Genomic DNA, 24,451 nt, shown 5'->3' with positions numbered 1-24,451 from the left:
AAAATAGCCGGCTTTTGTCACACCTCGCGGATCCAAGCGCTATGGGCACCCTCTCGGTCAACCAGAACAAACTGCAAAAACGCCTGCGTCGTCTCGCCGGCGAAGCCATCACCGACTACAACATGATCGAGGATGGCGACAAGGTCATGGTCTGCCTGTCCGGCGGCAAGGACAGCTACACCATGCTCGACGTTCTGTTGCACCTGCAGAAGGTGGCACCGATCAAGTTCGAGATCGTCGCGGTGAACATGGACCAGAAGCAGCCGGGTTTCCCCGAGCATGTGCTGCCGGCCTACCTCAAGGAACTGGGTGTCGAGTACCACATCGTCGAGAAGGACACCTACTCGGTGGTCAAGGAGCTGGTCCCCGAGGGCAAGACCACCTGCTCGCTGTGCTCGCGCCTGCGCCGTGGCACCCTGTACACCTTCGCCGACGAAATCGGCGCGACCAAGATGGCGCTGGGGCACCACCGCGACGATATCGTCGAAACCTTCTTCCTCAACATGTTCTTCAACGGCGCGCTCAAGGGCATGCCGCCGAAGCTGCGCGCCGACGATGGCCGCAACGTGGTGATCCGCCCGCTGGCCTACTGCAGCGAGAAGGACATCCAGGCCTACTCGGACATGAAGGAATTCCCGATCATCCCGTGCAACCTGTGCGGTTCGCAGGAAAACCTGCAGCGCCAGGTGGTCAAGGACATGCTGGTGGAGTGGGAGCGCAAGCATCCGGGGCGTACCGAGAGCATCTTCCGCGCCCTGCAGAACGTGGCACCGTCGCAGCTGGCTGACCGCAACCTGTTCGACTTCACCAGCCTGAAGATCGACGAAAACGCTACCCCGCGTTTCCTTGACGTGCTGAACATCTGAGCCCATGCGCGATTACCAGTGGTTGCACGAGTACTGCCTGAACCGCTTCGGCTCGGCCCAGGCCCTGGAGGCCTTCCTGCCGCAGCCGCGCACACCGGCGCAACTGAGTGATATCAGCGACGACCGCTACCTGTCGACGTTGGCCCTGCGCGTGTTCCGCGCCGGGCTCAAGCACAGCCTGGTGGATGCCAAGTGGCCGGCGTTCGAGCAGGTGTTTTTCGGCTTCGACCCGGAGAAGGTGGTATTGATGGGCGCCGAGCACCTCGAGCGGCTGATGCACGACGAGCGCATCATCCGCCACCTGGGCAAGCTCAAGAGCGTGCCGCGCAATGCGCAGATGATTCTTGACGTGGCCAAGGAGAAGGGCAGTTTCGGCGCATTCATCGCCGACTGGCCGGTAACCGACATCGTCGGTTTGTGGAAGTACCTGGCCAAGCACGGCAACCAGCTGGGCGGGTTGTCGGCACCGCGTTTCTTGCGCATGGTCGGCAAGGACACGTTCATCCCTACCGATGACATGGCTGCGGCGTTGATTGCGCAGAAGGTGATCGACAAACCGCCGACCAGCCAGCGGGACCTGGCCTTGGTGCAGCAGGCGTTCAACCAGTGGCATGCCGAGAGTGGGCGGCCGCTGTGCCAGTTGTCGGTGATGCTGGCGCATACCGTCAACCATTGAGATTTTGGGGCTGCTTTGCAGCCCAATCGCCGGCAAGCCAGCTCCCACAGGTACAGCACAGGTCTCAAGCCTTGCGCTGTACCTGTGGGAGCTGGCTTGCCGGCGATTGGGCCGCAAAGCGGCCCCCGTATATCAACTGCCTTCGCCCGCCATGCGCCGTTCGTGCTGGAACTTCCAGCGCACATACAGCAGCCCGGCAATGAACAGCCCCAGGCTCACCAGCACCTCTACCCAGCCAAATACCGCCCGTGCGGGGTCGAACGCCGCCAGCACGCCCTTGATGAAATAGATATTCACCACGAAGCAGGTCCAGGCATGTGCCCGGGCGCTGCCCGTCAGCATGCCCGGTAGCAACAGCAGCAACGGCACCAGTTCGATCGCCAGGATCACCTCGACCCGCGCCCCGTGCAGGTTGGCGAACCACAGGTTGTTCACCAGCAGCAGGGCGATCAGGCCGAAGAAGAACGCCAGGCTCAACGCTCGCGTCAGGCGCAGGCGCGGTGCCAGCCATTCCAGCGCCGGCAATACCTTGGGCTTCTTAGCCACGTGCGGCCTCCAGGGCCTTGGCGGTGGTCGCCAGGCGTTGGCCAAGGGCGCGGCACAGGGTTATCTCGTGCTGGTCGAGCTCGCGCTTGCCGTCGGCGCCAGCATGATGGCTGGCGCCATACGGGGTGCCGCCGCCGCGGGTCTCGAGCAGTGCCGATTCGCTGTACGGCAGGCCCATTACCAGCATGCCGTGGTGCATCAGTGGCAGCATCATCGACAGCAGGGTGGTTTCCTGTCCGCCATGCAGGCTGGCGGTTGAGGTGAACACGCCCGCCGGCTTGCCGACCAGTTCACCGCCCAGCCACAGGCTGCTGGTGCCATCCAGGAAGTACTTGAGCGGCGCTGCCATGTTGCCGAAGCGGGTCGGGCTGCCCAGTACCAGGCCGGCGCAGTGGCGCAGGTCGTCCAGGGTGGCGTACAGCGCGCCACTGGCCGGGATGTCCGGGGCCACTGCTTCGCACTCGGTGGAAATCGCCGGCACCGTGCGCAGGCGCGCTTCCATGCCGGCCAGCTCGATGCCGCGGGCGATGTGCCGGGCCATCTCGCTGGTCGAACCATGGCGGCTGTAATACAGCACCAGGATGTAGGGCTGGCTCACGGCAGTATCTCCAGTACTTTCTCGGGCGGTCGGCCGACCACGGCCTTGTCACCGACGACCAGGATCGGCCGCTCGATCAGCTTGGGGTGCCGGGCCATGGCCTCGATCAGTTGTGCGTCGGTCAGTGCCGGGTCGGCCAGGTTCAGCTCCTTGTACTCGTCCTCGCCGGTACGCAGCAGCTGGCGTGGGGCGATGCCCAGCTTGCCGAGCAGGGCCTTCAGGGTGGCAGCGTCGGGCGGGGTCTCGAGGTAGCGCACGATGGTCGGCGCCAGGCCGCGAGCTTCGAGCAGTTCCAGGGCGCCGCGGGATTTCGAGCAGCGCGGGTTATGATAGAGCGTGAGGTCGGTCATGTCGGGTCGCATCCAGCAGGGTGTGGCGGCTATTCTAACCGCAGCTACTGACCAATTTGCTTTAAAACTCGAGAAGGATTGACCCATGGCAAGGCGTCTGGCAGCAGTACTGGCCATCACCGCGAGCCTGTTGCTCGGTGGTTGCGGTGCCGATTATGGCGTGGACCAACACGGTAATACGGTTAAGGCCGAACAGATCGACGGGCACTGGCTGGTGCTCAACTACTGGGCCGAATGGTGCGGGCCGTGCCGTACCGAAATCCCTGAACTGAACGCGGCAGCCAAGCAGTGGGCGGCCGACGGTATCAAGGTGGTGGGGGTGAACTTCGATGGCTTGCAGGGGCAGGAGCTGAAGCAGGCTGCCGAAACCTTGGGCATCGCTTTCACCGTGTTGGCGCAGGACCCGGCCGAGCGCTATGACCTGCCACGTAGCGAGGCATTGCCGGTGACCTACATCATCGATGACAAGGGAAAGGTGCGGGAACAGCTGATGGGCGAGCAGACCCTGGAAGGGCTGCAGGCCAAGATCAAGGCACTGAAGGGCGCCTGAAGTCAGCCTGTACCGGCCCTATCGCCGGCAAGCCAGCTCCCACAGGTACTGCACAGCATATGAACCCTGTGCAGTACCTGTGGGAGCTGGCTTGCCGGCGATAGGGCCGGTACAGGCAATAGCGATTCAGCCTTCCTCAGGCCAGAAGCGCAGCGGCTTGCCTTCGGCCGGCCAGAAACGCATCTGCTCGATAGGCGACACATCCCAGCGCTGCACTGTTTCCAGCGCCTGCAGGAAGCGCTTTTCCTGCTCCATCAACGCCGGTGCGCAGAGCTTGCGGGTCTTGCCGACCTTGCCGAAGCTCAGGTGCTCGCCGTCCAGTGTGTACGGCGCAAACCAGTGGTTGCAGCCGCCGTTGCCATAGGCACGGCCATCGCTGGCCAAGGTCAGGGTCAGGTGGCTGTAATCGATCAGCGGCCGTTCGCCAATCCACTCCAGCACGTAGCTGCGCTCCTGCTGCAGTTTCGAAGGTTCCGCGGCGCAGCCGAGCAGGCCGGTGGCAATCAGCACGCCGGTCAGCAGATTCTTCACTCGGCGCTCTCCTGGCAACGCGGGCACAGGTGTTTTTCGCCACGGCTGGCCCAGCCCAGCTCGGCAACGCGCGCGCTGGCGGCAGGCTGGCGGGCTTTCTTGCCCAGCTTGGCGTCCACCGCGAACTCGAAGTCCAGCACGGCGTCGCAGCTGTCGCACGCAACCTGCCAGGTGAGGATTTCCAGCTCGTTGAACACCGGGCCGCTTGCCACGGCAACCCACTGGCCGCGTGGGTTGATCAGATGGCGCACGCTCTCCACTGTCAGGCGCATGGACAAGTCCTTGCTGCCCTTGAGGGTGACCAACAGAGTGTCGCCTTTGTGCATCGAACCGCCGTTGCCGGTGACCTGATAGCGGCCCGGCACCAGGGCGCGGCACTCGATCAGGGTGTGTTGCGGGTTGAAAAGGGTGTAGCGGAAATCGTGCTCGACCATGGGTCCTCCAGAAATGCCGCGTATCCTAGCACTAACCCATCACCAGATTCTGTGGATTGCCTGCCGCCCAGCGGTTGATGTTGTCCAGCGTGGTCGCGGCGATGGCATCCAGTGCCTCGCGGGTAAGGAACGCCTGGTGGGCAGTGATGATCACGTTGGGGAAGGTCAGCAGGCGGGCCAGTACGTCGTCCTGCAACGGCAGGTCGGAGCGGTCTTCGAAGAACAGCTGGGCTTCTTCTTCGTAGACGTCCAGGCCCAGGTAGCCGAGCTGGCCGCTCTTCAGCGCGTCGATCAGCGCCGGGGTGTCGACCAGCGCGCCGCGGCCGGTGTTGATCAGCATGGCGCCGGGCTGCAGCTGGGCCAGGCTTTGTGCATTGATAAGGTGCCGGGTGTGCTCGGTCAGCGGGCAGTGCAGGCTGATGACGCGGGCTTCGCGCAGCAGCTCGGGCAATGGCAGGTAGCGCGCGCCCAAGGCCAGCAGGTCGGGGTTGGGGTAAGGGTCATAGGCCAGCAACTGGCAGCCGAAACCGGCCATGATGCGGGCAAAGGCGGTGCCGATCTGGCCGGTACCGACCACGCCGACGGTCTTGCCGTGCAGGTCGAAGCCGGTCAGCCCGTGCAGGGTGAAGTCACCCTCGCGGGTGCGGTTGTAGGCCCGGTGCAGGCGCCGGTTCAGGGCCAGGATCAGTGCCACGGCGTGTTCGGCCACGGCGTGCGGCGAGTAGGCCGGCACCCGCACTACGGTCAGGCCCAGGCGCTGGGCGGCGGCCAGGTCGACATGGTTGTAGCCGGCCGAACGCAGGGCGACCAGGCGCGTGCCGCCTGCGGCCAGGCGTTGCAGCACCTGGGCGTCGAGCTCGTCATTGATGAAGGCGCAGACCACCTCGTAGCCATCGGCCAGGGCAGCGGTGTCGAGGGTCAGGCGGGCGGGCTGGAAGTGCAGCTCCAGGGTGGTGCCGCTGGCGGCACGGGTGAAGCTTTCCTGGTCGTAGTGCTGGCTGCTGAACAACAGGGCGCGCATGGTGGGGCTTCCTTTGCAATGGTCTGGGGATTGTAGCCAGCGGGTTGAAAGGGGTGTTGACCTGGACCGGCCCTATCGCCGGCAAGCCAGCTCCCACAGGTACAACACAGCCTTCAAGAGCAGTGATTTCCTGTGGGAGCTGGCTTGCCGGCGATAGGGCGGGTGAGGTCAGGCGCTCAATCTGGCCTGCGCCGCCAGGCGGTTGATTGCCGCATCCAGTTCGTCCAGTGCCTGCTGTGCCAGCGGGTTTTCCTGCTTGAGCAAGGTCTCGCTGCGCTGGCACGCGGCCCGCAACTGCGGCACGCCGCAATAACGCGAGGCGCCGTTCAGGCGGTGCACCTGTTCGATCAGGCCGTTGCGGTCGTCGGCCTCGCGGGCAGCGCGTATGGCTTCGCGGTCGGCTTCCAGCGAGGTCAGCAGCATGCTCAGCATATCCGCCGCCAGGTCCGCCTTGCCGGCGGCCAGGCGCAGGCCTTCCTCGGGGTCCAGCACCTTCAGGTCATCACCGTTGGCCAGTTGCTCGGCCAGGCGTTCCTGCTGTGGCGCGCCCAGGCTCAGGCCGGTCCATTTCATCACCACCTGGGCCAGCTGCCGTTCGCTGATCGGCTTGGTCAGGTAGTCGTCCATGCCACCGTGCAGCAACGCGCGCTTCTCGTTGGCCATGGCGTGGGCGGTGAGGGCGACGATCGGCAGCGGGTTGCCACTTTGGGTGTTTTCCCACAAGCGAATCTGCTCGGTGCAGGCGCGGCCGTCCATGCCGGGCATCTGCACGTCCATCAGCACCAGGTCGAACGGCTCGTCCTGCACCGCCTGCACCGCCGCATAGCCGTTGTCGACGGCCAGCACCTCGGCGCCCAGGTCTTCGAGCAGGGTCTGCACCAGCAGCAGGTTGGCGGGGTTGTCGTCGACGCAGAGGATCTTCGGCTGGCGCTGGCCGTTGACGCTGTTCACCTCGCCCTGCGGGCGGCGCGGTTGCACCAGTTCCAGCAACAGGCGGCGCAGTTTGCGTGTGCAGGTCGGCTTGGACAGCAACTGGCCATGGCCGTTGGGCAGGTACGGATGGTACAGCGCCTGCTCGGTGGTCGGGCACAGCACCACGCACTGGCAATGGTAGCGCTCGAGCTGCTGGTGGTAATGGCCCAGCTGCTCGGGCGACAGGTTGCCAAGGTTGGCCCCGAGCACGGCGAACTCGAACGGCAGGCCAGCCTGGCTGGCGGCCTGCACACCCTGCAGCAGCTGATCGTAGGAGGCGAACAGGCTGACGCTGAGGCCGCAGTCTTCCAGCTGGTGTTCCAACGCCTGGCGCGCCAGTTCGTGGCCGTCGACGATGGCCGCGCGGCGGCCCAGCAGCGGTTGCAGCGGTAGCTCCTCGACACCGTCGTGGGCCTTGGGCAGGTTGAGGCTGATCCAGAACTGCGAACCCTCGCCCGGGGTGCTGTCGACGCCGATCTCGCCGCCCATCTGCTCGATCAGGCGCTTGGAAATCACCAGCCCCAGGCCGGTGCCGCCGGGCTGTCGGGCCAGCGAGTTGTCGGCCTGGCTGAAGGCCTGGAACAGCGTACGCACATCCTGCGGCGACAGGCCGATGCCGGTGTCCTGCACGCTGATGCGCAGCTGTGCACTGTCTTCGTGTTCGTCTTCGAGCATGGCGCGCACGACGATGGTGCCTTCGCGGGTGAACTTGATGGCGTTGCTGACCAGGTTGGTAAGGATCTGCTTGAGCCGCAACGGGTCGCCGATCAGTGACGACGGGGTATCGCGGTAGATCAGGCTGAGCAGCTCCAGCTGCTTGGCGTGTGCGGCCGGGGCGAGGATGGTCAGGGTGTCCTGGATCAGGTCGCGCAGGTTGAAGGGGATGCTGTCGAGCACCAGCTTGCCGGCCTCGATCTTGGAGAAGTCGAGGATCTCGTTGATGATCCCGAGCAGGTTGTCGGCGGATTTCTCGATGGTGCTCAGGTAGTCCAGCTGGCGCGGTGTCAGCTCGCTTTTCTGCAGCAGGTGGGTGAAACCGAGGATGCCGTTGAGCGGGGTGCGGATTTCGTGGCTCATGTTGGCCAGGAACTCCGACTTGATGCGGCTGGCCTCCAGGGCTTCCTTGCGCGCCATGTCCAGCTCGATGTTCTGGATCTCGATGGTTTCCAGGTTCTGGCGCACGTCCTCGGTGGCCTGGTCGATGCTGTGCTGCAGCTCTTCGTGGGCGTTGTGCAGGGTTTCGGCCATGCGGTTGATGCCGCGCGCCAGCTCGTCCAGCTCATGGCTGCCCATGGCCGGCAGGCGTTCCTCGAGGTGGCCGTCCTTGAGCTGGTTGACCGCGTGCTTGATGCGCTTGATCGGGTCGTTGATGGTGCGGCTCATGCGCAGTGCCAGCAGGCCGCTGAGCACCAGGCAGGCGAGGATCAGCAGCAGGCTGGTGAACAGGTTGCGGTAGCCGCGCAGCAGGGTGCCGTCGTGGGACAGCTCGATCTCGACCCAGCCCAGCAGGCGTTCGGATTCGGCCGGCACGGCATCGGTGGCCAAGTCGCGATGGTGGCCGAACACCGGCATCAGGTAGCGTGTGGCGTCATTGCCGCTGCGCTGTAGCAGCTGGGTGCCGGTGCCGCCGCTGGGTGGCTGGTTGAGCATGCTCGGGCCGGCGTGGGCCAGGCGCGTGCGGTCCGGGGCCAGGAAGGCGACCGCACGCACATCGGCCTGCTCCAGGGTTTGCGCGGCAATGCGCTCAAGTTGCGCCGGTGCCAGCTTGGCCATGGCGGGCGCGGCCAGTGGCGCCAGTTGCTCGGCGATCATCTTGCCGCGTTGCAGCAACTGGGTGCGCAGGTCGTTCTGTTGCAGCCAGGTGAAGTAACTACCCAGCACCAGGGCCATCAGGCCGGCCGGCAGCAGGGCCAGCAGCAGGACCCGGCTGCGGATTCCCAAGCGATCGAGCACACTCGCCTCCTGTCATGTGCCTGGACGCCGTCAAGCGATGACGGCCAAGCCGGGAAGTTACTCCGCCTGCCGCGCTATTGCACCTCTTTAGTACGTGTTTTGCGCCCTTGCAGGGGCATTGGTCGCAGGGCGGTTGCCTGGCAGGCGCTGGATACTCAATAATTGCGCAATTGAGAATGCATGGCAGTTGCCAATGAATCCTGTAGATATTCACAACTCCAATATCCTCGCCATCGAGGATGACCCGGTCCTCGGTGCCTACCTGCACGAAGAGCTGCAGCGCGGCGGCTTCCAGGTGACCTGGTGCCGCAATGGCCTGGAGGGCCTGGAAACGGCGGGGCGCCAGGCTTTCGACGTGGTGCTCATGGACATCCTGCTGCCCGGGCTCAACGGCCTGGATGCCCTTGCGCAGTTGCGCAAGCGCAGCGCCACGCCGGTGATCCTGATGTCGGCGCTGGGCGCCGAGGCCGACCGCATCAGCGGTTTCCAGCGCGGTGCCGACGACTACCTGCCCAAGCCGTTCAGCATGGCCGAGCTGCAGGTACGCATCGAGGCCATCCTGCGCCGCGTGGCCCTCGAGCGGCGCCATCAAGCCCCGCAGGCGCGTGCCGGCAGCGGCGAACTGCAATACGACGAGGCACTGTGCGATGTGCGCCTGGAGGGTCGCCTGGCCGGCCTGACTCCCAGCGAATACCGCCTGCTCGACATCCTCAACCGCAACCTCGACGAAGTGCTGAGCAAGCCGTTCCTCTACCAGCAAGTGCTGCAGCGAGGCTATTCGCGGCATGACCGCAGCCTGGACATGCACGTCAGCCAGATCCGTCGCAAGCTCAAGGGCATCGGCTATCACGAACGGCAGATCCGCACCGTGTGGGGCAAAGGCTACGTACTCAGCGCCAGCGAGGCGGAGTGACCCATGCCCGACCGCCACTCGCTGTTCTGGAAGCTGGCGATCCTGCTGGTGGGCTTCTGCCTGCTGATGATCGGCCTCAGCTACACCTGGGGCCGGCACATGGAAACCCAGAACGCCTTCCTCTCGGAACCGGCGCGGCAGGCCTTGCGTGGCTATGCTGCCGAGGCCGAGCAGGCCTGGCGCAGTGGTGGGCGGGCAGGGCTGGACCGTTGGGTGGCGGCGATGCACCAGCGCGAACGCGGCTGGGTTGGCGTGCTCGACCTCAATCTGCGGCCGCTGGACAGCGCCAGCCTCGACCCGCAGATCATGCAGCGGCTGACCCGCCTGCGCGGTGTCGACTGGCCGATGAGTCGGCGCAGCGTCGAGCAGCCGTGGCTGCGCATACCGTTCCCGGGGGCTCCGGAGCAGGGCCTGCTGGTGATCGAACTACCGCAGCGCTTCAACCCCGGGCAGTATCGGATGCTGTGGCGCATCGTCACCAACGGCATCATCCCCGGCCTGTTCACCCTGCTGTTGTGCGTGGGCCTTTACCGCATGCTGATCGTGCCGTTGAACCAGTTGCGCGAGCAGGCCAATGCCTGGCGCGCCGACCAGTTGTCGGCTCGCCTCGACCCACGCACCATCGCCCGGCATGACGAGTTGGGCGAACTGGCCCGAGCCTTCGACCAGATGGCCGAGCGGCTGCAGGGCACGGTAGCCATGCAGCAGCAGTTGCTGCGTGACCTGTCCCACGAAATGCGTACGCCACTCAGCCGGCTGCGGGTGGCCTGCGATGGCGAAACCGACCTGCAGCGCCTGCGTGAACGCCTGACGCGGGAGGTGGACTGCATGCAGCAACTGGTCGAGGACACCCTGCAACTGGCCTGGCAGGACGCCGAACGTGCGCCGATGAACCTGGAGCCGATCGAGGTGCAGGCGCTGTGGGAGCTGCTGGCCGAGAATGCCAGCTATGAAAGCGGCTGGTCGCTGGCGCGGCTGCGCTGCGAAGTGCCGGCCGACTGCTGGGTGCAGGGCAACCTGAACCACCTGGCCCAAGCGCTGGAGAACCTGTTGCGCAATGCCATTCGTCATTCGCCGGCCGATGGTGTGGTGCGCCTCGGTGGGCAGCGTGAAGGCGGGTATTGGTGGTTGTGGCTGGAAGACGAAGGCGGAGGCGTGGCTGAAGAAGACCTGGAGCGGATCTTTGCACCGTTCTCGCGGCTGGACGGTTCGCGGCCCGGAGATGGCGGTTTCGGCCTGGGGCTGAGCATTGCCCGCAGTGCCATCCAGCGCCAGGGTGGCACCTTGTGGGCGCAGAATGGCAAACGCGGGCTGCGGTTGTGGATGCGCTTGCCAATACATGTCCCGGCCCCTTCGCGGGCACGCCCGCTCCCACAGGTACAGCATTTATCTTGAATGCAGCGCAATCCCTGTGGGAGCGGGCAAGCCCGCGAAGAGGCCAGCACAGGTCACACCGATATAGCTTGTAGCTATATTCACCACAGATTGCGTGATATGGCCGGGAAGGGTTTGCCGGTATGATAGGCACCCCTGCCGTCCGGATTGTGAAATACGCCATGACCTTGCAGTACCCAACCATCGCCGATTGCGTCGGCAATACGCCCCTGGTTCGCCTGCAGCGTATCGCTGGCGAAACCAGCAACACCCTCCTGCTCAAGCTCGAAGGTAACAATCCCGCCGGCTCGGTGAAGGACCGCCCGGCACTGTCGATGATCACCCGCGCCGAACTGCGCGGCCAGATCAAACCCGGCGACACCCTGATCGAAGCCACCTCCGGCAACACCGGCATCGCCCTGGCGATGGCTGCGGCGATCAAGGGCTACAACATGATCCTGATCATGCCCGACAACTCTACCGCCGAGCGCAAGGCCGCCATGACCGCCTACGGCGCCGAGCTGATCCTGGTGACCAAGGAGGAGGGCATGGAAGGCGCCCGTGACCTGGCCGAGAAGCTGCAGGCCGAAGGCCGCGGCCTGGTGCTGGACCAGTTCGCCAACGGCGACAACCCCATCGCCCACTACAACAGCACCGGCCCCGAGATCTGGCAGCAGACCCAGGGCACCATCACCCATTTCATCAGCTCCATGGGTACAACCGGTACCATCATGGGCTGCTCGCAGTACCTCAAGGAACAGAACCCGGCGGTGCAGATCATCGGCCTGCAACCAATGGAAGGTTCGGCCATTCCGGGCATCCGCCGCTGGCCCGAGGAATACCTGCCGAAAATCTTTGACGCCAGCCGCGTCGACCGCGTGGTCGACATGTCGCAGCAGGAAGCCGAGGAAACCACCCGCCGCCTTGCCCGTGAAGAGGGCATTTTCTGCGGCGTGTCTTCCGGTGGTGCAGTCGCGGCCATGCTGCGCCTGTCCCGCGAGGTGGAAAATGCCACGATGGTCGCCATCATCTGCGACCGCGGCGACCGTTACCTGTCCACCGGCCTGTTCGACCCGAGCTAAATGTCCAAGAAGAAAAGCAACAGCGGCCTGCGCTTCCAGCCGGCCGGCGGCAACCGCAGCCCCCAGGTCCCGGTGGGCAAGAAGCAGCGCCTGGAAATCGAGCGCCTGGCGGGTGACGGCCGGGGCATTGCCTTCCACGAAGGGCGCACCTGGTTCGTCAGTGGCGCCCTGGCCGGCGAGGCCGTGGAGGCGCGGGTGCTCAATGCCCGTGGCAAAGTGGTCGAGGCACGCCTTGAGCGCCTGCTGCAGGCCAGCCCCGAGCGCCGTCAGGCACCATGCCGGTATTACGAGCGCTGTGGTGGCTGCAACCTGCAGCACCTGCCGCACGAAGCGCAGCTGACGCTCAAGCAGCGCACCCTGGCCGAGCAGCTGCAGCGGGTGGCCGGCGTGCAGCCCGAGGAATGGGCCGCACCGCTGAGCGGGCCGGAGTTCGGTTACCGGCGCCGCGCCCGCGTGGCAGTGCGCTGGGACGCCAAGGCGCGCCAGCTGGAGGTCGGCTTCCGCGCCGAAGCCAGCCAGGACATCATTGCCATTGACGATTGCGCGGTGCTGGTACAGCCCTTGCAATCGATTCTGCGCCACTTGCCGACCGTGCTGCGCTCGCTGAGCAAGCCGCAGGCGCTGGGCCATGTGGAACTGTTCAGCGGCACTGCCGAGGCGCTGCTGGTGCGCCATGTCGCGCCGTTGCCGGCTGAAGACCTGGCCAGGCTGCAGGCATTCTGCGAGCAGGCCAATGCCCAGCTGTGGCTGCAGGGCGAAGGTGAGCCGGCGCCAGTGGACCCAGCCGCGCAACTGGGCTTTGCCCTGGCGCCCTGGCAGCTGGAACTGGCCTGGCGCCCGGGTGACTTCGTGCAGGTGAATGCCCAGGTCAACACGGCGATGATCGAGCAGGCCCTGGCCTGGCTGGCACCCCAGGCCGACGAGCGCGTGCTGGACCTGTTCTGCGGCCTGGGCAACTTCGCCCTGCCGCTGGCCCGCCAGGCGCGCGAGGTGGTTGCAGTGGAAGGTGTGCAGGCCATGGTCGATCGGGCCGCGGCCAATGCCCGGAACAACAATGTGCATAACGCACGGTTTTTTCAGGCCGATTTATCGCAGCCTTTGGCGGGCGCCGGATGGGCCGCCGAGGGCTTTTCTGCGGTACTCTTGGATCCACCGCGCGACGGTGCTTTCGAGGTGGTGCAAGGCATCGCCCGCCTCAAGGCCAGAAGGCTGGTCTATGTATCGTGCAACCCGGCCACGCTGGCGCGAGACGCCCAGGTGCTGGTCGGCCAGGGGTACCGGTTAAAAAGGGCCGGGATTCTCGACATGTTTCCTCAGACGGCGCATGTCGAGGCCATGGCGTTATTCGAAGCGGGCTAGCTGACTGGCCCCTTGGTGCGGCTTTCACGGAAGGGTGGCCGCACGGTGATTGCCAGCGCACCCGCGTGGTGCGCTGTATGGAAAGGTAAAACAAAGATGGTACAGGTGAGAGTGCACCAGCCGGTCAACACCGACGGCAGTATCAATCTCGAAGCATGGTTGGACCATGTGGTAAGCGTCGATTCGGCACTGGATCGCGCAGCGCTGAAAGAGGCCTGCGAGTTTGCCCATGAAGTCGAGAAAAAGGGCAACCCGGCCAAGCATTCCTGGGCGGACGGTACGTCCAGCTTCCAGGCGGGCCTGGAGATCGCCGAAATCCTCGCCGACCTCAAGCTCGACCAGGATTCCCTGGTGGCTGCGGTCATCTACCGCTCGGTGCGCGAGGGCAAGGTGACCCTGGCCGAGGTCAGCCAGCGCTTTGGCCCGGTGGTGTCCAAGCTGATCGACGGTGTGCTGCGCATGGCCGCCATCAGCGCCAGCCTCAGCCCGCGCCAATCGCTGGTACTGGGTTCGCAGGCGCAGGTCGAGAACCTGCGCAAGATGCTCGTGGCCATGGTCGACGACGTGCGCGTGGCGCTGATCAAGCTGGCCGAGCGTACCTGCGCGATCCGAGCGGTCAAGGCCGCCGACGACGAGAAACGCCTGCGTGTCGCGCGCGAGGTGTTCGACATCTATGCGCCGCTGGCGCACCGCCTGGGTATCGGCCACATCAAGTGGGAGCTGGAAGACCTGTCCTTCCGCTACCTCGAACCCGACCAGTACAAACAGATTGCCAAGCTGCTGCACGAGCGCCGGCTGGACCGCGAGCGCTTCATCAGCGAGGTGATGAACCAGCTGCAGAACGAGCTGCTGGCCACTGGCGTCAAGGCCGACATCAGCGGCCGGGCGAAACATATCTATTCGATCTGGCGCAAGATGCAGCGCAAAGGCCTGGAGTTCAGCCAGATCTACGACGTGCGCGCGGTCCGCGTGCTGGTGCCGGAAATCCGCGACTGCTACACCGCGCTGGGCATCGTGCACACCCTGTGGCGGCATATCCCCAAGGAGTTCGACGACTACATCGCCAACCCCAAGGAGAACGGCTATCGCTCGCTGCACACCGCGGTGATCGGCCCCGAGGGCAAGGTGCTGGAAGTGCAGATCCGTACCCACGGCATGCACGAGGAGGCCGAGCTTGGGGTTTGCGCCCACTGGCGCTACAAGGGCACCGACGTCAAGTCCAGTTCCAACCATTACGAAGAGAAGATCTCCTGGCTGCGCCAGGTGCTGGAGTGGCACGAAGAGCTGGGCGACATCGGTGGCCTGGCCGAGCAGCTGCGGGTCGACATCGAGCCGGACCGGGTCTACGTGTTCACCCCGGACGGCCACGCCATCGACTTGCCAAAGGGTGCCACGCCGCTGGACTTCGCCTACCGCGTGCACACCGAAATCGGCCACAACTGCCGCGGCGCCAAGATCAACGGGCGCATCGTGCCGCTCAACTACAGCCTGCAGACCGGCGAGCAGGTCGAGATCATCACCAGCAAGCATGGCAACCCCAGCCGTGACTGGTTGAACTCCAACCTGGGCTACGTCACCACCTCGCGGGCGCGGGCCAAGATCGTGCACTGGTTCAAGCTGCAGGCGCGCGACCAGAACGTCGCGGCTGGCAAGACCTTGCTCGAACGCGAGCTCAGCCGCCTGGGCCTGCCGCAGGTGGATTTCGAGCGCCTGGCCGAGAAGACCAACGTCAAGACCGCCGAGGACATGTTCGCCTCGCTCGGTGCTGGTGACCTGCGCCTGGCGCACCTGGTCAACGCCGCCCAGCAGCTGCTGGAGCCCGAGCGCATCGAGCAGATCGAACTGGTACCGCGCAAACCTACCGGGCCGCGTACCGGCAAGCGTGGCGACATCCAGATCCAGGGCGTCGGCAACCTGCTGACGCAGATGGCTGGCTGCTGCCAGCCGCTGCCGGGTGACGCCATCGTTGGCTACATCACCCAGGGCCGCGGCGTGAGCATCCACCGCCAGGACTGCGCCTCGGTGCTGCAGTTGGCGGGCAAGGAGCCGGAGCGCATGATCCAGGTCAGCTGGGGGCCGATCCCGGTGCAGACCTACCCGGTCGACATCGTCATCCGTGCCTACGACCGCCCGGGCTTGCTGCGCGATGTATCGCAAGTGCTGCTGAACGAGAAGATCAACGTGCTGGCGGTGAACACCCGCTCGAACAAGGAAGACAACACCGCGCTGATGTCGCTGACCATCGAGATTCCAGGCCTGGATGCGCTGGGGCGCCTGCTGGGGCGGATCTCGCAGTTGCCAAACATCATCGAGACGCGGCGTAATCGTACCCCTTGATAATCTGGATTGGGGCCGCTGTGCGGCCCATCGCCGGCAAGCCAGCTCCCACAGGTACTCCGCAGGCCTCAAGCTCTGTGCAATACCTGTGGGAGCTGGCTTGCCGGCGATCGGGGGCAAAGCCCCCGCCGAGGAATAGCTGACCATGACCTACACCCTCGAAGACCTGCTGCACCTCATGGCCCGCCTGCGCGACCCGCAGTACGGCTGCCCGTGGGACCTGAAGCAGAACTACGCGAGCATCGTCCCGCACACCATCGAAGAGGCCTACGAGGTTGCCGACACCATCGAGCGTGGCGACTTCGAGCACCTGCAAGGTGAGCTGGGCGACCTGCTGTTCCAGGTGGTCTACTACAGCCAGCTGGCCCGCGAGGAAGGGCGTTTCGAGTTCGACGGCGTGGTCGACAGCATCACCCGCAAGCTCATTCGCCGTCACCCGCATGTATTCCCCACCGGCGAGCTGTACGCGCCGGTGGACACCCCCAGCCTGAGCGAGGCCCAGGTCAAGTCACGCTGGGAAGAAATCAAGGCTGAAGAGCGGGCGGAAAAGAGCCAGCCCGAACAGCTGTCGCTGCTCGACGACGTACCAGCGGCATTGCCGGCATTGTCGCGGGCAGCCAAACTGCAAAAGCGCGCGGCCACGGTCGGTTTCGACTGGCCTGCGGCATTGCCGGTGCTGGACAAGGTCCGCGAAGAGCTGGATGAAGTGCTGCAGGCCATGGCCGACGGCGATGCCGATGCGCTCGAGGATGAAATCGGCGACCTGCTGTTTGCCGCCGTCAACCTGGCCCGCCACCTCAAGCATGACCCGGAACACGCCCTGCGCCGTGCCAATCGCAAGTTCGAGCGGCGTTTCCGCTTCATCGAACAGGCATTGCGCGACAGTGGCCGACCCATCGAAGATTGTAACCTTGACGAACTGGATGCCCTTTGGGGTGAAGCCAAACGTCAGGAAAAGAACCTGCCCAGCTGCGGCTGAGCTGTTGCATAAGTGAGTGAACATTCATGAGCCTTTCCCTTCGCGACCAACTGCTCAAAGCCGGTCTGGTCAACCAGAAACAGGTTTCCCAGGCCAACAAGGCCGAGAAGAAACAGAAACGCCTGGAGCACAAAGGCCAGGTCGAGGTGGACGACAGCCAGCAGCGCTTGGCCAAGGAAGCCATGGCCGAGAAAGCCAAGCGTGACCAGGAGCTGAACCGCCAGCAGCAGGAAAAAGCCGAGCAGAAGGCCCGCGCCGCGCAGATCAAGCAGTTGATCGAAGCGACTCGCCTGCCGAAGCTGAGCACCGAGGACTACTACAACTTCGTCGACGACAAGAAGGTCAAGCGCATTGCCGTCAATGCCCTGATGCGGACCAAGCTGAGCAATGGCGCGCTGGCCGTGGTGTCGTTTGCCGGCGGTTACGAGGTGATCCCTCGTGAGGCGGCGGTGAAGATCCAGGAGCGCGACCCCAACCGTATCCTGTTGCTGAATACCCATGTCGAGGAAGCGGACGAGGACGACCCGTACGCGGCCTACAAGATCCCTGATGATCTGATGTGGTAACCACGAAAAACCCCGCCTTGGCGGGGTTTTTCATTTGAAGATGGGTCATTGCGTGGCGCGCTGGTTTTCCAGGTTTTCCAGCTCTGTACGGTACTGGTGTGCTTCATGTTCGTTGTGGAACATCCCCACCAGCTGGCCCTGTTGGTGCACATCCCAGATCCGCACACCAGCGGTCAGGGTTTCGTGGGACATTTTCGATTCGTCGCGTTCGGTTACTTGGACTGTCATCGTTAAACTCCACTGCTTCAGTTGGCTGCGACACTGTGTCGCACAACCTCTTTATAGAGTTTGTTAGCAGGCTAAGTAAATAAAACCGGCATGAAACAAGTTTCATGAAGCTGGAAGATGTATTGCCTGGGCTGGCCCTATCGCCGGCAAGCCAGCTCCCACAGGTACTGCACAAGGGCTCAGGCTCTGAGGTCCCTGTGGGAGCTGGCTTGCCGGCGATAGGGCCGGTACAGACGGGCCAGAAACGTCAGGCAGAAAAAAGCCCCGCACAAGGCGGGGCTTCGGGTGCTGCTGGCAGCGCTGGCTCAGTTGCCCTTCACCGGCTTGCCATCGACCGTGCCATCCTGCAGCACGATCACGTATTCCTTGCCATCGGTCTCGACCTGGCGCAGTTGCACCAGCAGGTAGTCCCAGTTCTTGGCGAACCACAGCTCGGTGATGCGCTTGCTCTGGCTTGGGTCGCGCACGCGCTCGACCTTCACCGCATCGACCTGGCCGGTCTTGGTAGTGACCTTTTCGGTGCCCAGCACGCGGAAGTCGTAGGTGTCGATCTCGTCACCGTCGACTACCTGGTAGGTCATGCTCTTCTTGCCGGCGGCCACGTCATGCTGCAGGGCCAGCTGGTAGGACGACTTGTCCAGCACGCCACGGTTCAGTGGCAGGCTGATGGCATCGCCACGGTCGCTGCCGGTGACCTTCTTGCTGTTCCAGTCGAAGGTCAGGTCGACCTTCTTGGCCTTGCCCAGGCCGCCACGCTCGAAGTGGTACTTCTGCGGCAGCAGGGTGTCGTTGTCCAGGCGCAGGGTGCTTTGCTCGGTCAGGCTGGCGATCATCATGGAAGCCTTGAAGTTAAGGTCCCAGGTACCGTTGGCATTCTTGACCAGGCTGCGCTCGGCGGTGCCGCTCATGGGCAGTTGCTTCCAGTCTGCGGTGTAGCTGGCCGAGAAAGGCTTCAGATCAGCTGCCTGGAGGGGCAGGGCGAGCACGGCGAGAGCCAAGAGCAGGGCGCGACGCATAAATTCTCCTAGGATCGAATCAAGTGACCGCTGGCCGCCAGGGGCTGGCCATCCAGTAATGCACCCTGTTCGCCAAGGCGCAAGCGCCCTTCGGCGAACCAGCGCACCGCCAGCGGGTAGATCAGGTGTTCCTGGCGGTGTACCCGCTGGGCCAGGCTTTCGACGGTGTCGTTAGACGCCACCGGTACCACAGCCTGTACGACCAGTGGGCCGCCATCGAGTTCCTCAGTCACGAAGTGTACGCTGCAGCCGTGCTCGGCGTCGCCTGCCTCCAGCGCCCGGCGGTGGGTATGCAGGCCCTTGTACTTGGGCAGCAGCGACGGGTGGATGTTGAGCAGGCGGCCCTGGTAGTGGCGCACGAAGTCGCCACTGAGGATACGCATGAAACCGGCCAGCACCACCAGGTCCGGGGCGAAAGCATCGATGCGCGCCATCAGCGCGGCATCGAAGGCTTCACGGCCGTCGAACTGGGTGTGCTCGAGCACGACGCTGTCGATGCCGGCCGCCGCGGCGCGTTGCAGGCCGTAGGCATCGGCGCGGTTGGAAACCACCGCACGGATGCACACCGGGCTGTCCTGGCCTTGGCAGCTGTCGATCAGGGCTTGCAGGTTGCTGCCGGAGCCCGACAGCAGTACCACTACATTGCAGGTCTTGCTTGGCATCAGTGTGCCTTGAGGTTCTGCAGCTCGACCTGGGCAGCGCCCTCGGCGGCTTCGGCGATGTGGCCGATCACCCATGGCTGCTCGCCAGCGGCGCGCAGTTCGTTCAGGGCAGCTTCTACCTGATCCTGAGCCACGCAGATGACCATGCCGACGCCGCAGTTCAGCACGCGGTGCATTTCATGCTCGTCGACGTTGCCTTTTTCCTGCAGGAAGTCGAACACCGCCGGGCGCTGCCAGCTGGCCACGTCGATGACCGCCTGGGCGTTGGCCGGCAGTACGCGCGGGATGTTGTCCAGCAGGCCGCCACCGGTGATGTGGGCCATGGCCTTGACCGCGCCGGTGTTCTTGATCAGTTGCAGCAGCGGCTTGACGTAGATGCGGGTCGGCGCCATCAGCAGGTCGGTCAGCGGCTTGCCGTCCAGCTGGGTGTTCTCGATGTCGGTGGCGGACACTTCGAGGATCTTGCGGATCAGCGAGTAGCCGTTGGAGTGCGGGCCCGAGGACGGCAGGGCGATCAGTGCGTCGCCGGTGGCAACCTTGGAGCCGTCGATGATCTCGGCCTTTTCCACCACGCCGACGCAGAAGCCGGCCAGGTCGTAGTCTTCGCCTTCGTACATGCCAGGCATTTCGGCGGTTTCACCACCGACCAGCGAGCAGCCGGCCAGTTCGCAACCGGCACCGATGCCGGTGACCACGGTGGCGGCCACGTCGACGTTCAGTTTGCCGGTGGCATAGTAGTCGAGGAAGAACAGCGGCTCGGCGCCGCACACTACCAGGTCGTTGACGCACATGGCGACCAGGTCCTGGCCGATGCTGTCGTGCTTGTTCAGGTTCAGTGCCAGGCGCAGCTTGGTGCCGACGCCGTCGGTGCCGGAGACCAGCACCGGCTGCTTGTAGCCGGCCGGGATCTCGCAGAGGGCGCCGAAGCCGCCCAGGCCACCCATGACTTCAGGGCGTGCGGTGCGTTTTGCCACGCCCTTGATGCGTTCGACCAGTGCTTCGCCGGCGTCGATGTCTACACCGGCGTCCTTGTAGCTCAGGGAGGGTTGCTTGCTCATTGATCCAGGCCTTTAGGAGGGAGGGATTCTTAAAAACGACCATGACGGCCAAGGCCGGCTGGTAAGCGGCGGCTGCCTGAAACGTCAGTGGTCTGTGAAGGCGCGCGATTTTATCAGGGTTGCCGGGCAGCGGCCATCCTCAGGCCGACGGGCAGGTGCCGAAAGCATTAAAAAAACATCCTTTCACGGGCCGCGACTGGTTGCCGCGCGGGTGGCTGTATAAGGTATAGGAAAGGTGGCAGGCAGAAATGCCCGGTGCCACGGAGCATTTCTTGCCCGTGGCGGTCACAGCCTGCAGGCAGCGCCCCGTCGCTCCATGTGTTCTGGACAGGAATCCTCCATGCGTCTCTTCAATATTCTGGCAGTCGGTTGCCTGGCCCTGATCTCGGCCACTGCCCAGGCTGAAAGTGTCTCCGGCCTGTACCAGGTGCGCGAACCGGTATCCGGGCAGGGCGCCGAAGCCCGTGCCGCGGCTACCATCCAGGCCCTCGATACCCTGGTAACGCGCCTGACCGGCGACCCCAAGGCAGCGCAAAGCCCGGCATTGGCCGGGCTGCGCAAGGACCCGCAGCAAATCATCAACCAGGTCGCCAGCGAAGCCGGGCCACCCGAGTCGGTGCTGGTCGAGTTCGACCCTGGCAGTACCGAACGGGCCTTGCGCAAGGCCGGCCTGGCCTTGTGGGGCAGCAACCGCCCCTCGATCCTCGGCTGGTGGCTGAACGACAGTGCCGAAGGCAGCAACCTGGTCGGTGACGGCCAGGCCAGCGCCCAACCCCTGCGCCGCGCCGCGCAGCACCGTGGCTTGCCGTTGCGCCTGCCGCTGGCCGACCTGCAGGAGCAATTGGTGGCCAATGCCGAGCAGATCGAAGGCAGTGACCCTGCGGCGTTGCGCGAAGCCTCAGGGCGCTACGGCGCCGATGCCTTGCTGGCGGTGCATGCCCGGGAAGCCGACGGCAAGTGGCAGGGCAAATGGCAGCTGTGGCTGGGCGACCAGCGTGAACAAGGCACTGCCGAAGGTGCCGACCCGGCAGCACTGGCCGACGCCGTGATGCTGGCGCTCAGCAGCCGCCTGGCGCCGCGCTACGTCACCCGCCCGGGCGCCAGCAGCCAGTTGCAGGTGCAAGTGCAGGGGATGAACCTGCAGCGCTACGCCGAGCTGGCCCGCGTACTCGAACCCTTTGGCCCGCGCCTGCAGATGGCCGAAGGCAGCACCCTGACCTACGGTGTGACCGCCAACCGCGAACAGCTGCGCGCCCAGCTTGGCCTGGCCAAGCTGCAGGAAGTACCGGTAGAGCAGGCGCCCGCTGTGCAGCCCCCTCCAGCTCCGGCAGACGCTGCCGGCGCTGGGCAACCAGTGCCGGCCCAGCCAGCACCCAAGCCGTTCGACGGTTTGCGTTTTCGCTGGTAAGGGGAGCACACTGTGACCGACGTACGTCGTTGGATCTGGCTGGGTGTTGCCCTGCTGGTCGCCGTGCTGCTTTACAGCCTGCACAATATTCTTACCCCGTTCCTGGTCGGCATCCTGCTGGCCTACCTGGCCGACCCGCTGGTCGACCGCCTGGAGCGCCTGGGGCTGTCGCGCACCTGGGGCGTGGTGGTGGTTTTCGGCCTGTTTACCTTGCTGTTGCTGGCCTTGCTGCTGGTATTGGTGCCGCTGCTGGCCAAGCAGCTGGTGCGCCTGTACGAACTGGCGCCGCAGATGCTCGACTGGCTCGAGCACGTGGCGCTGCCCTGGGTGCAGAGCCGCCTGGGCCTGGCTGACGGCTTCTGGAAGTTCGACAAGATCAAGGCCGCCATCGGCACGCACATGGGCCAGACCACCGATATCGTCGGCGTGCTGCTGTCCCATGCCACCGCATCGAGCCTGGCGCTGATGGCCTGGCTGGCCAACATGGTGCTGATCCCGGTGGTGGGTTTCTATCTGTTGCGTGACTGGGACCTGATGATGGCCAAGCTGCGTGGCCTGTTACCGCGCCATCGTGAGCCGCAAGTGATGGGACTGGCGGGCGAATGCCATGAAGTGCTGGGGGCGTTCGTGCGCGGGCAATTGATGGTGATGGTGGCCCTGGGCATCATCTATTCGGCCGGGCTGATGCTGGTGGGGCTGGAACTGGGGCTGCTGATCGGCATGCTCGCCGGGCTGGCTGCCATCGTGCCGTACATGGGCTTCATCATCGGTATCGGCGCGGCCTTGGTGGCTGGCCTGTTCCAGTTCGGCGGCGACCTGTACCCGATGCTGGGCATCGTCGCGGTGTTCATGGTCGGGCAGGCGCTGGAAGGCATGGTGCTGACCCCGCTGCTGGTCGGCGACCGTATCGGCCTGCACCCGGTGGCGGTGATCTTCGCGATCCTGGCCGGCGGTGAGCTGTTCGGCTTTACCGGGGTGTTGCTGGCGCTGCCGGTGGCGGCGGTGATCATGGTGCTGCTGCGGCATGTACATGACCTGTACAAGGAATCGGACATGTATGCAGGGGATATCGACCCGGAGTTGTGATCCCGGGGCCGCGTTGCGGCCCTTCGCGGGCTTGCCCGCTCCCACAGGTGTGTCGCTGAGGCCATGATTTACGCGCCCCCTGTGGGAGCGGGCAAGCCCGCGAAGGGCTGCAAAGCAGCCCCAAAAACAGCCAAAAAAAGCGCAACTCGTTGATTTTACTTGTGCTATCCGCTGCCGCGATTGTGCGCCCCGCGCTGCGGGTATAGACTTTGCACATTGTTCACCAAAGGCCCCCTGCGGTCCTGTCGACCGCCCGCGAGCATGAAACCACCGATCCAGTTGCCCCTGGGTGTGCGCCTGCGCGATGACGCCACCTTCATCAACTACTATCCGGGCGCCAATGCCGCGGCATTGGGCTACGTCGAGCGGCTATGCGAAGCCGACGCCGGCTGGACCGAGAGCCTTATCTACCTGTGGGGCAAGCAAGGTGTTGGCCGTACCCACCTGCTACAGGCCGCCACCCACCGCTTCCAGCAACGCGGCGAGCCAGCCGTCTACCTGCCACTGGCGCAATTGCTCGATCGTGGCGTAGAGCTGCTCGACTACCTGGCCCAGTACGAACTGGTGTGCATCGACGACCTGCACGTGATCGCCGGCAAGGCTGACTGGGAAGAGGCCATGTTCCACCTGTTCAACCGCCTGCGCGACAGCGGCCGGCGCCTGCTGCTGGCTGCCTCGGCATCGCCGCGCGAACTGCCAATCAAGCTGCCCGACCTGAAGTCGCGGCTTACCCTGGCCCTGGTGTTCCAGATGCGTGGCCTGTCCGACGAAGACAAGCTGCGTGCCCTGCAACTGCGTGCTTCGCGCCGTGGCCTGCACCTTACCGACGAAGTCGGTCACTTCATCCTCACCCGCGGCGCACGCAGCATGAGTGCGTTGTTCGACCTGCTCGAACGTCTCGACCAGGCCTCGTTGCAGGCACAACGCAAGCTCACCATCCCGTTCCTCAAGGAAACCCTGGGTTGGTAACCCCGAAAACGCTGGGCCAGAGCGGCAAAACAAAAAAGTCACATCTTTTTCGATAAAATTTGCAAATGGCCATGATAGAGGGCATAGTTTCACCCTTCTAAAGGATTACAGACACGGTCGTGCCCATGCTGAAGCGCTTCGCACCCCTCGTGCCACTCGCACTCGTGACCCTGCTTTTTGGCTGCGCGGCCCAAGGCCCAGCTTCTCATTCAGAGTTGCAGCCCCAGGATCACTCCCCGATCGCCGCACAATCGGCGTTCAAGGCCAAAGCCTCGTCCTCGTCGGTATTCGGCGAGCCGGAAGAGCTGGCCACCGAAGATGACCTGGAGGCTTTCTCCAGCAGCAAGCCTTACCAGTTGCCAGCTCTGGCTGACAGCATTCTCGAGCGCGGCATGTCGCTGATCGGCACCCGCTACCGCTTCGGTGGTACCTCGGAGAAGTCCGGCTTCGACTGCAGTGGTTTCATCGGCTACCTGTTCCGCGAAGAGGCGGGCGTTACCCTGCCGCGTTCCACGCGTGAAATGATCAACGTCGATGCCCCGAAAGTGGCCCGCAACAAGCTCAAGCCAGGTGACCTGCTGTTCTTCAGCACCAATGGTCGCGGTCGCGTCAGCCATGCCGGCATCTACCTGGGTGACAACCAGTTCATCCACTCCAGCAGCCGCCGCAGCGGTGGTGTGCGCATCGACAGCCTCGGCGACCGCTACTGGAGCAAGACCTTCATCGAAGCCAAGCGTGCCTTGGCCATGGCGCCGACCACCAATATCGCGCGCAACTGATAGCAAAATGATATATCCTGCCGCGGCGGCGATGCTTTGAAAAAAGCTCGCCGCCGTGCGCATTTATAGAAAGCGTCTAATCTAAATTCTCAATTCTTTTCGGCTGCGGCCCAGCGGACTCAGACAGGATGTTCTGGC

Annotated in this window: 25 protein-coding genes; 14 read left to right on the top strand and 11 right to left on the bottom strand. The window is 64.5% G+C overall.

Translation table 11 applies throughout. The features are described from left to right. Positions 1–41: 41 nt before the first annotated feature. On the top strand, positions 42–866 hold the full coding sequence (gene ttcA / locus CAG44_RS20415) for a tRNA 2-thiocytidine(32) synthetase TtcA (RefSeq protein WP_012270926.1): 825 nt from the start codon (positions 42–44) through the stop codon (positions 864–866). A 4-nt stretch (positions 867–870) separates the two neighbouring features. Then, positions 871–1,542, top strand: coding sequence for a DNA-3-methyladenine glycosylase I (locus CAG44_RS20410; RefSeq protein ID WP_085692880.1), 672 nt, complete (start codon positions 871–873; stop codon positions 1,540–1,542). Between the two features lie 132 nt (positions 1,543–1,674). Here the strand turns inward: CAG44_RS20410 and CAG44_RS20405 are convergent, their stop codons facing one another. From CAG44_RS20405 to arsC, 3 genes are read right to left on the bottom strand one after another with little or no spacing between them, the layout of a single operon-like run. Further along, positions 1,675–2,088: a DUF2069 domain-containing protein gene (locus CAG44_RS20405; RefSeq protein ID WP_085593200.1), complete on the bottom strand. Its 414-nt coding sequence runs from the start codon at positions 2,086–2,088 to the stop codon at positions 1,675–1,677. After that, positions 2,081–2,686, bottom strand: coding sequence for an NAD(P)H:quinone oxidoreductase (gene wrbA, locus CAG44_RS20400; protein ID WP_085593198.1), 606 nt, complete (start codon positions 2,684–2,686; stop codon positions 2,081–2,083). Before wrbA ends, CAG44_RS20405 begins: the two co-directional genes overlap by 8 nt. Continuing rightward, complete coding sequence (arsC, locus tag CAG44_RS20395) at positions 2,683–3,036, bottom strand: arsenate reductase (glutaredoxin) (RefSeq protein ID WP_085692879.1); 354 nt, start codon at positions 3,034–3,036, stop codon at positions 2,683–2,685. The genes wrbA and arsC overlap by 4 nt, the downstream gene beginning before the upstream one ends. 85 nt (positions 3,037–3,121) lie before the next feature. Between arsC and CAG44_RS20390 the strand changes: the two genes are divergently transcribed. Continuing rightward, the gene (locus CAG44_RS20390; protein WP_015269224.1) at positions 3,122–3,586 is read left to right on the top strand and encodes a TlpA disulfide reductase family protein; all 465 of its coding nucleotides are present in this window, start codon (positions 3,122–3,124) and stop codon (positions 3,584–3,586) included. 126 nt (positions 3,587–3,712) lie between these two features. Here the strand turns inward: CAG44_RS20390 and CAG44_RS20385 are convergent, their stop codons facing one another. The 4 genes from CAG44_RS20385 to CAG44_RS20370 form a co-directional block, all read right to left on the bottom strand. Next, on the bottom strand, positions 3,713–4,117 hold the full coding sequence (locus tag CAG44_RS20385) for an META domain-containing protein (protein WP_004375489.1): 405 nt from the start codon (positions 4,115–4,117) through the stop codon (positions 3,713–3,715). Next, positions 4,114–4,551, bottom strand: coding sequence for a hypothetical protein (locus tag CAG44_RS20380; protein ID WP_004375491.1), 438 nt, complete (start codon positions 4,549–4,551; stop codon positions 4,114–4,116). The genes CAG44_RS20385 and CAG44_RS20380 overlap by 4 nt, the downstream gene beginning before the upstream one ends. Positions 4,552–4,582: 31 nt before the next feature. After that, entirely contained in the window at positions 4,583–5,572 is a 990-nt protein-coding gene (locus CAG44_RS20375; protein ID WP_085692878.1) for a 2-hydroxyacid dehydrogenase, read from the bottom strand. A 168-nt stretch (positions 5,573–5,740) separates the two neighbouring features. Continuing rightward, positions 5,741–8,497, bottom strand: a complete 2,757-nt coding sequence (locus CAG44_RS20370) for a response regulator (protein WP_075044003.1) — start codon at positions 8,495–8,497, stop codon at positions 5,741–5,743. A 193-nt stretch (positions 8,498–8,690) separates the two neighbouring features. Between CAG44_RS20370 and CAG44_RS20365 the strand changes: the two genes are divergently transcribed. The 7 genes from CAG44_RS20365 to CAG44_RS20330 all read left to right on the top strand — a co-directional run bounded on the left by CAG44_RS20365 (position 8,691) and on the right by CAG44_RS20330 (position 17,107). Continuing rightward, positions 8,691–9,410 carry a response regulator transcription factor gene (locus CAG44_RS20365; protein ID WP_085692877.1) on the top strand — a complete coding sequence of 240 codons (720 nt, stop codon included), beginning with the start codon at positions 8,691–8,693 and terminating at the stop codon, positions 9,408–9,410. Positions 9,411–9,413: 3 nt separating this feature from the next. Then, a complete protein-coding gene (locus CAG44_RS20360) occupies positions 9,414–10,805 on the top strand; it encodes a sensor histidine kinase (protein ID WP_085692876.1) in 1,392 nt (463 codons plus the stop codon). A gap of 161 nt (positions 10,806–10,966) precedes the next feature. Beyond that, a complete protein-coding gene (gene cysM, locus CAG44_RS20355) occupies positions 10,967–11,866 on the top strand; it encodes a cysteine synthase CysM (protein ID WP_085692875.1) in 900 nt (299 codons plus the stop codon). After that, on the top strand, positions 11,867–13,225 hold the full coding sequence (gene rlmD, locus CAG44_RS20350) for a 23S rRNA (uracil(1939)-C(5))-methyltransferase RlmD (RefSeq protein ID WP_085692874.1): 1,359 nt from the start codon (positions 11,867–11,869) through the stop codon (positions 13,223–13,225). A 96-nt stretch (positions 13,226–13,321) separates the two neighbouring features. Then, positions 13,322–15,562 carry a GTP diphosphokinase gene (gene relA / locus CAG44_RS20345; RefSeq protein ID WP_015269231.1) on the top strand — a complete coding sequence of 747 codons (2,241 nt, stop codon included), beginning with the start codon at positions 13,322–13,324 and terminating at the stop codon, positions 15,560–15,562. A gap of 145 nt (positions 15,563–15,707) precedes the next feature. Then, positions 15,708–16,541, top strand: coding sequence for a nucleoside triphosphate pyrophosphohydrolase (gene mazG, locus CAG44_RS20335; RefSeq protein ID WP_025338013.1), 834 nt, complete (start codon positions 15,708–15,710; stop codon positions 16,539–16,541). Positions 16,542–16,567: 26 nt separating this feature from the next. Further along, on the top strand, positions 16,568–17,107 hold the full coding sequence (locus CAG44_RS20330; RefSeq protein ID WP_025338014.1) for a DUF2058 domain-containing protein: 540 nt from the start codon (positions 16,568–16,570) through the stop codon (positions 17,105–17,107). 45 nt (positions 17,108–17,152) lie between these two features. Here the strand turns inward: CAG44_RS20330 and CAG44_RS20325 are convergent, their stop codons facing one another. The 4 genes from CAG44_RS20325 to purM form a co-directional block, all read right to left on the bottom strand. Beyond that, the gene (locus CAG44_RS20325; protein ID WP_085692873.1) at positions 17,153–17,335 is read right to left on the bottom strand and encodes a hypothetical protein; all 183 of its coding nucleotides are present in this window, start codon (positions 17,333–17,335) and stop codon (positions 17,153–17,155) included. Between the two features lie 305 nt (positions 17,336–17,640). Then, on the bottom strand, positions 17,641–18,351 hold the full coding sequence (locus tag CAG44_RS20320) for a DUF3108 domain-containing protein (protein WP_025338015.1): 711 nt from the start codon (positions 18,349–18,351) through the stop codon (positions 17,641–17,643). A gap of 8 nt (positions 18,352–18,359) precedes the next feature. After that, positions 18,360–19,013, bottom strand: a complete 654-nt coding sequence (gene purN / locus CAG44_RS20315; RefSeq protein ID WP_085692872.1) for a phosphoribosylglycinamide formyltransferase — start codon at positions 19,011–19,013, stop codon at positions 18,360–18,362. Continuing rightward, a complete protein-coding gene (gene purM, locus CAG44_RS20310; RefSeq protein WP_013971366.1) occupies positions 19,013–20,071 on the bottom strand; it encodes a phosphoribosylformylglycinamidine cyclo-ligase in 1,059 nt (352 codons plus the stop codon). The genes purN and purM overlap by 1 nt, the downstream gene beginning before the upstream one ends. A gap of 340 nt (positions 20,072–20,411) precedes the next feature. Between purM and CAG44_RS20305 the strand changes: the two genes are divergently transcribed. The 4 genes from CAG44_RS20305 to CAG44_RS20290 all read left to right on the top strand — a co-directional run bounded on the left by CAG44_RS20305 (position 20,412) and on the right by CAG44_RS20290 (position 24,313). After that, entirely contained in the window at positions 20,412–21,479 is a 1,068-nt protein-coding gene (locus CAG44_RS20305) for a DUF2066 domain-containing protein (protein WP_085665679.1), read from the top strand. 12 nt (positions 21,480–21,491) lie between these two features. Next, positions 21,492–22,565, top strand: coding sequence for an AI-2E family transporter (locus CAG44_RS20300; protein ID WP_025338019.1), 1,074 nt, complete (start codon positions 21,492–21,494; stop codon positions 22,563–22,565). Positions 22,566–22,826: 261 nt separating this feature from the next. Beyond that, positions 22,827–23,534 carry a DnaA regulatory inactivator Hda gene (gene hda, locus CAG44_RS20295; protein WP_015269238.1) on the top strand — a complete coding sequence of 236 codons (708 nt, stop codon included), beginning with the start codon at positions 22,827–22,829 and terminating at the stop codon, positions 23,532–23,534. Between the two features lie 125 nt (positions 23,535–23,659). Then, positions 23,660–24,313, top strand: a complete 654-nt coding sequence (locus CAG44_RS20290) for a C40 family peptidase (RefSeq protein WP_085692871.1) — start codon at positions 23,660–23,662, stop codon at positions 24,311–24,313. Positions 24,314–24,451: the final 138 nt, after the last annotated feature.

This window comes from Pseudomonas sp. B13(2017) (genome assembly GCF_002113245.1).
Classification (GTDB): domain Bacteria; phylum Pseudomonadota; class Gammaproteobacteria; order Pseudomonadales; family Pseudomonadaceae; genus Aquipseudomonas; species Aquipseudomonas putida_Z.
This window is presented reverse-complemented; position numbering and strand designations above follow the sequence as displayed.

What these genes read in the sequence shown, in the direction of transcription:
- CAG44_RS20290 (WP_085692871.1), top strand. Translation starts at nt 23,660, where the DNA reads ATGCTGAAGCGCTTCGCACCCCTCGTGCCACTCGCACTCGTGACCCTG.
- CAG44_RS20375 (WP_085692878.1), bottom strand. Translation starts at nt 5,572, where the DNA reads ATGCGCGCCCTGTTGTTCAGCAGCCAGCACTACGACCAGGAAAGCTTC.
- CAG44_RS20410 (WP_085692880.1), top strand. Translation starts at nt 871, where the DNA reads ATGCGCGATTACCAGTGGTTGCACGAGTACTGCCTGAACCGCTTCGGC.
- relA (WP_015269231.1), top strand. Translation starts at nt 13,322, where the DNA reads ATGGTACAGGTGAGAGTGCACCAGCCGGTCAACACCGACGGCAGTATC.
- CAG44_RS20380 (WP_004375491.1), bottom strand. Translation starts at nt 4,551, where the DNA reads ATGGTCGAGCACGATTTCCGCTACACCCTTTTCAACCCGCAACACACC.
- arsC (WP_085692879.1), bottom strand. Translation starts at nt 3,036, where the DNA reads ATGACCGACCTCACGCTCTATCATAACCCGCGCTGCTCGAAATCCCGC.
- CAG44_RS20330 (WP_025338014.1), top strand. Translation starts at nt 16,568, where the DNA reads ATGAGCCTTTCCCTTCGCGACCAACTGCTCAAAGCCGGTCTGGTCAAC.
- mazG (WP_025338013.1), top strand. Translation starts at nt 15,708, where the DNA reads ATGACCTACACCCTCGAAGACCTGCTGCACCTCATGGCCCGCCTGCGC.
- CAG44_RS20325 (WP_085692873.1), bottom strand. Translation starts at nt 17,335, where the DNA reads ATGACAGTCCAAGTAACCGAACGCGACGAATCGAAAATGTCCCACGAA.
- CAG44_RS20305 (WP_085665679.1), top strand. Translation starts at nt 20,412, where the DNA reads ATGCGTCTCTTCAATATTCTGGCAGTCGGTTGCCTGGCCCTGATCTCG.
- rlmD (WP_085692874.1), top strand. Translation starts at nt 11,867, where the DNA reads ATGTCCAAGAAGAAAAGCAACAGCGGCCTGCGCTTCCAGCCGGCCGGC.
- CAG44_RS20320 (WP_025338015.1), bottom strand. Translation starts at nt 18,351, where the DNA reads ATGCGTCGCGCCCTGCTCTTGGCTCTCGCCGTGCTCGCCCTGCCCCTC.
- cysM (WP_085692875.1), top strand. Translation starts at nt 10,967, where the DNA reads ATGACCTTGCAGTACCCAACCATCGCCGATTGCGTCGGCAATACGCCC.
- purM (WP_013971366.1), bottom strand. Translation starts at nt 20,071, where the DNA reads ATGAGCAAGCAACCCTCCCTGAGCTACAAGGACGCCGGTGTAGACATC.
- CAG44_RS20360 (WP_085692876.1), top strand. Translation starts at nt 9,414, where the DNA reads ATGCCCGACCGCCACTCGCTGTTCTGGAAGCTGGCGATCCTGCTGGTG.
- purN (WP_085692872.1), bottom strand. Translation starts at nt 19,013, where the DNA reads ATGCCAAGCAAGACCTGCAATGTAGTGGTACTGCTGTCGGGCTCCGGC.
- ttcA (WP_012270926.1), top strand. Translation starts at nt 42, where the DNA reads ATGGGCACCCTCTCGGTCAACCAGAACAAACTGCAAAAACGCCTGCGT.
- CAG44_RS20365 (WP_085692877.1), top strand. Translation starts at nt 8,691, where the DNA reads ATGAATCCTGTAGATATTCACAACTCCAATATCCTCGCCATCGAGGAT.
- hda (WP_015269238.1), top strand. Translation starts at nt 22,827, where the DNA reads ATGAAACCACCGATCCAGTTGCCCCTGGGTGTGCGCCTGCGCGATGAC.
- CAG44_RS20390 (WP_015269224.1), top strand. Translation starts at nt 3,122, where the DNA reads ATGGCAAGGCGTCTGGCAGCAGTACTGGCCATCACCGCGAGCCTGTTG.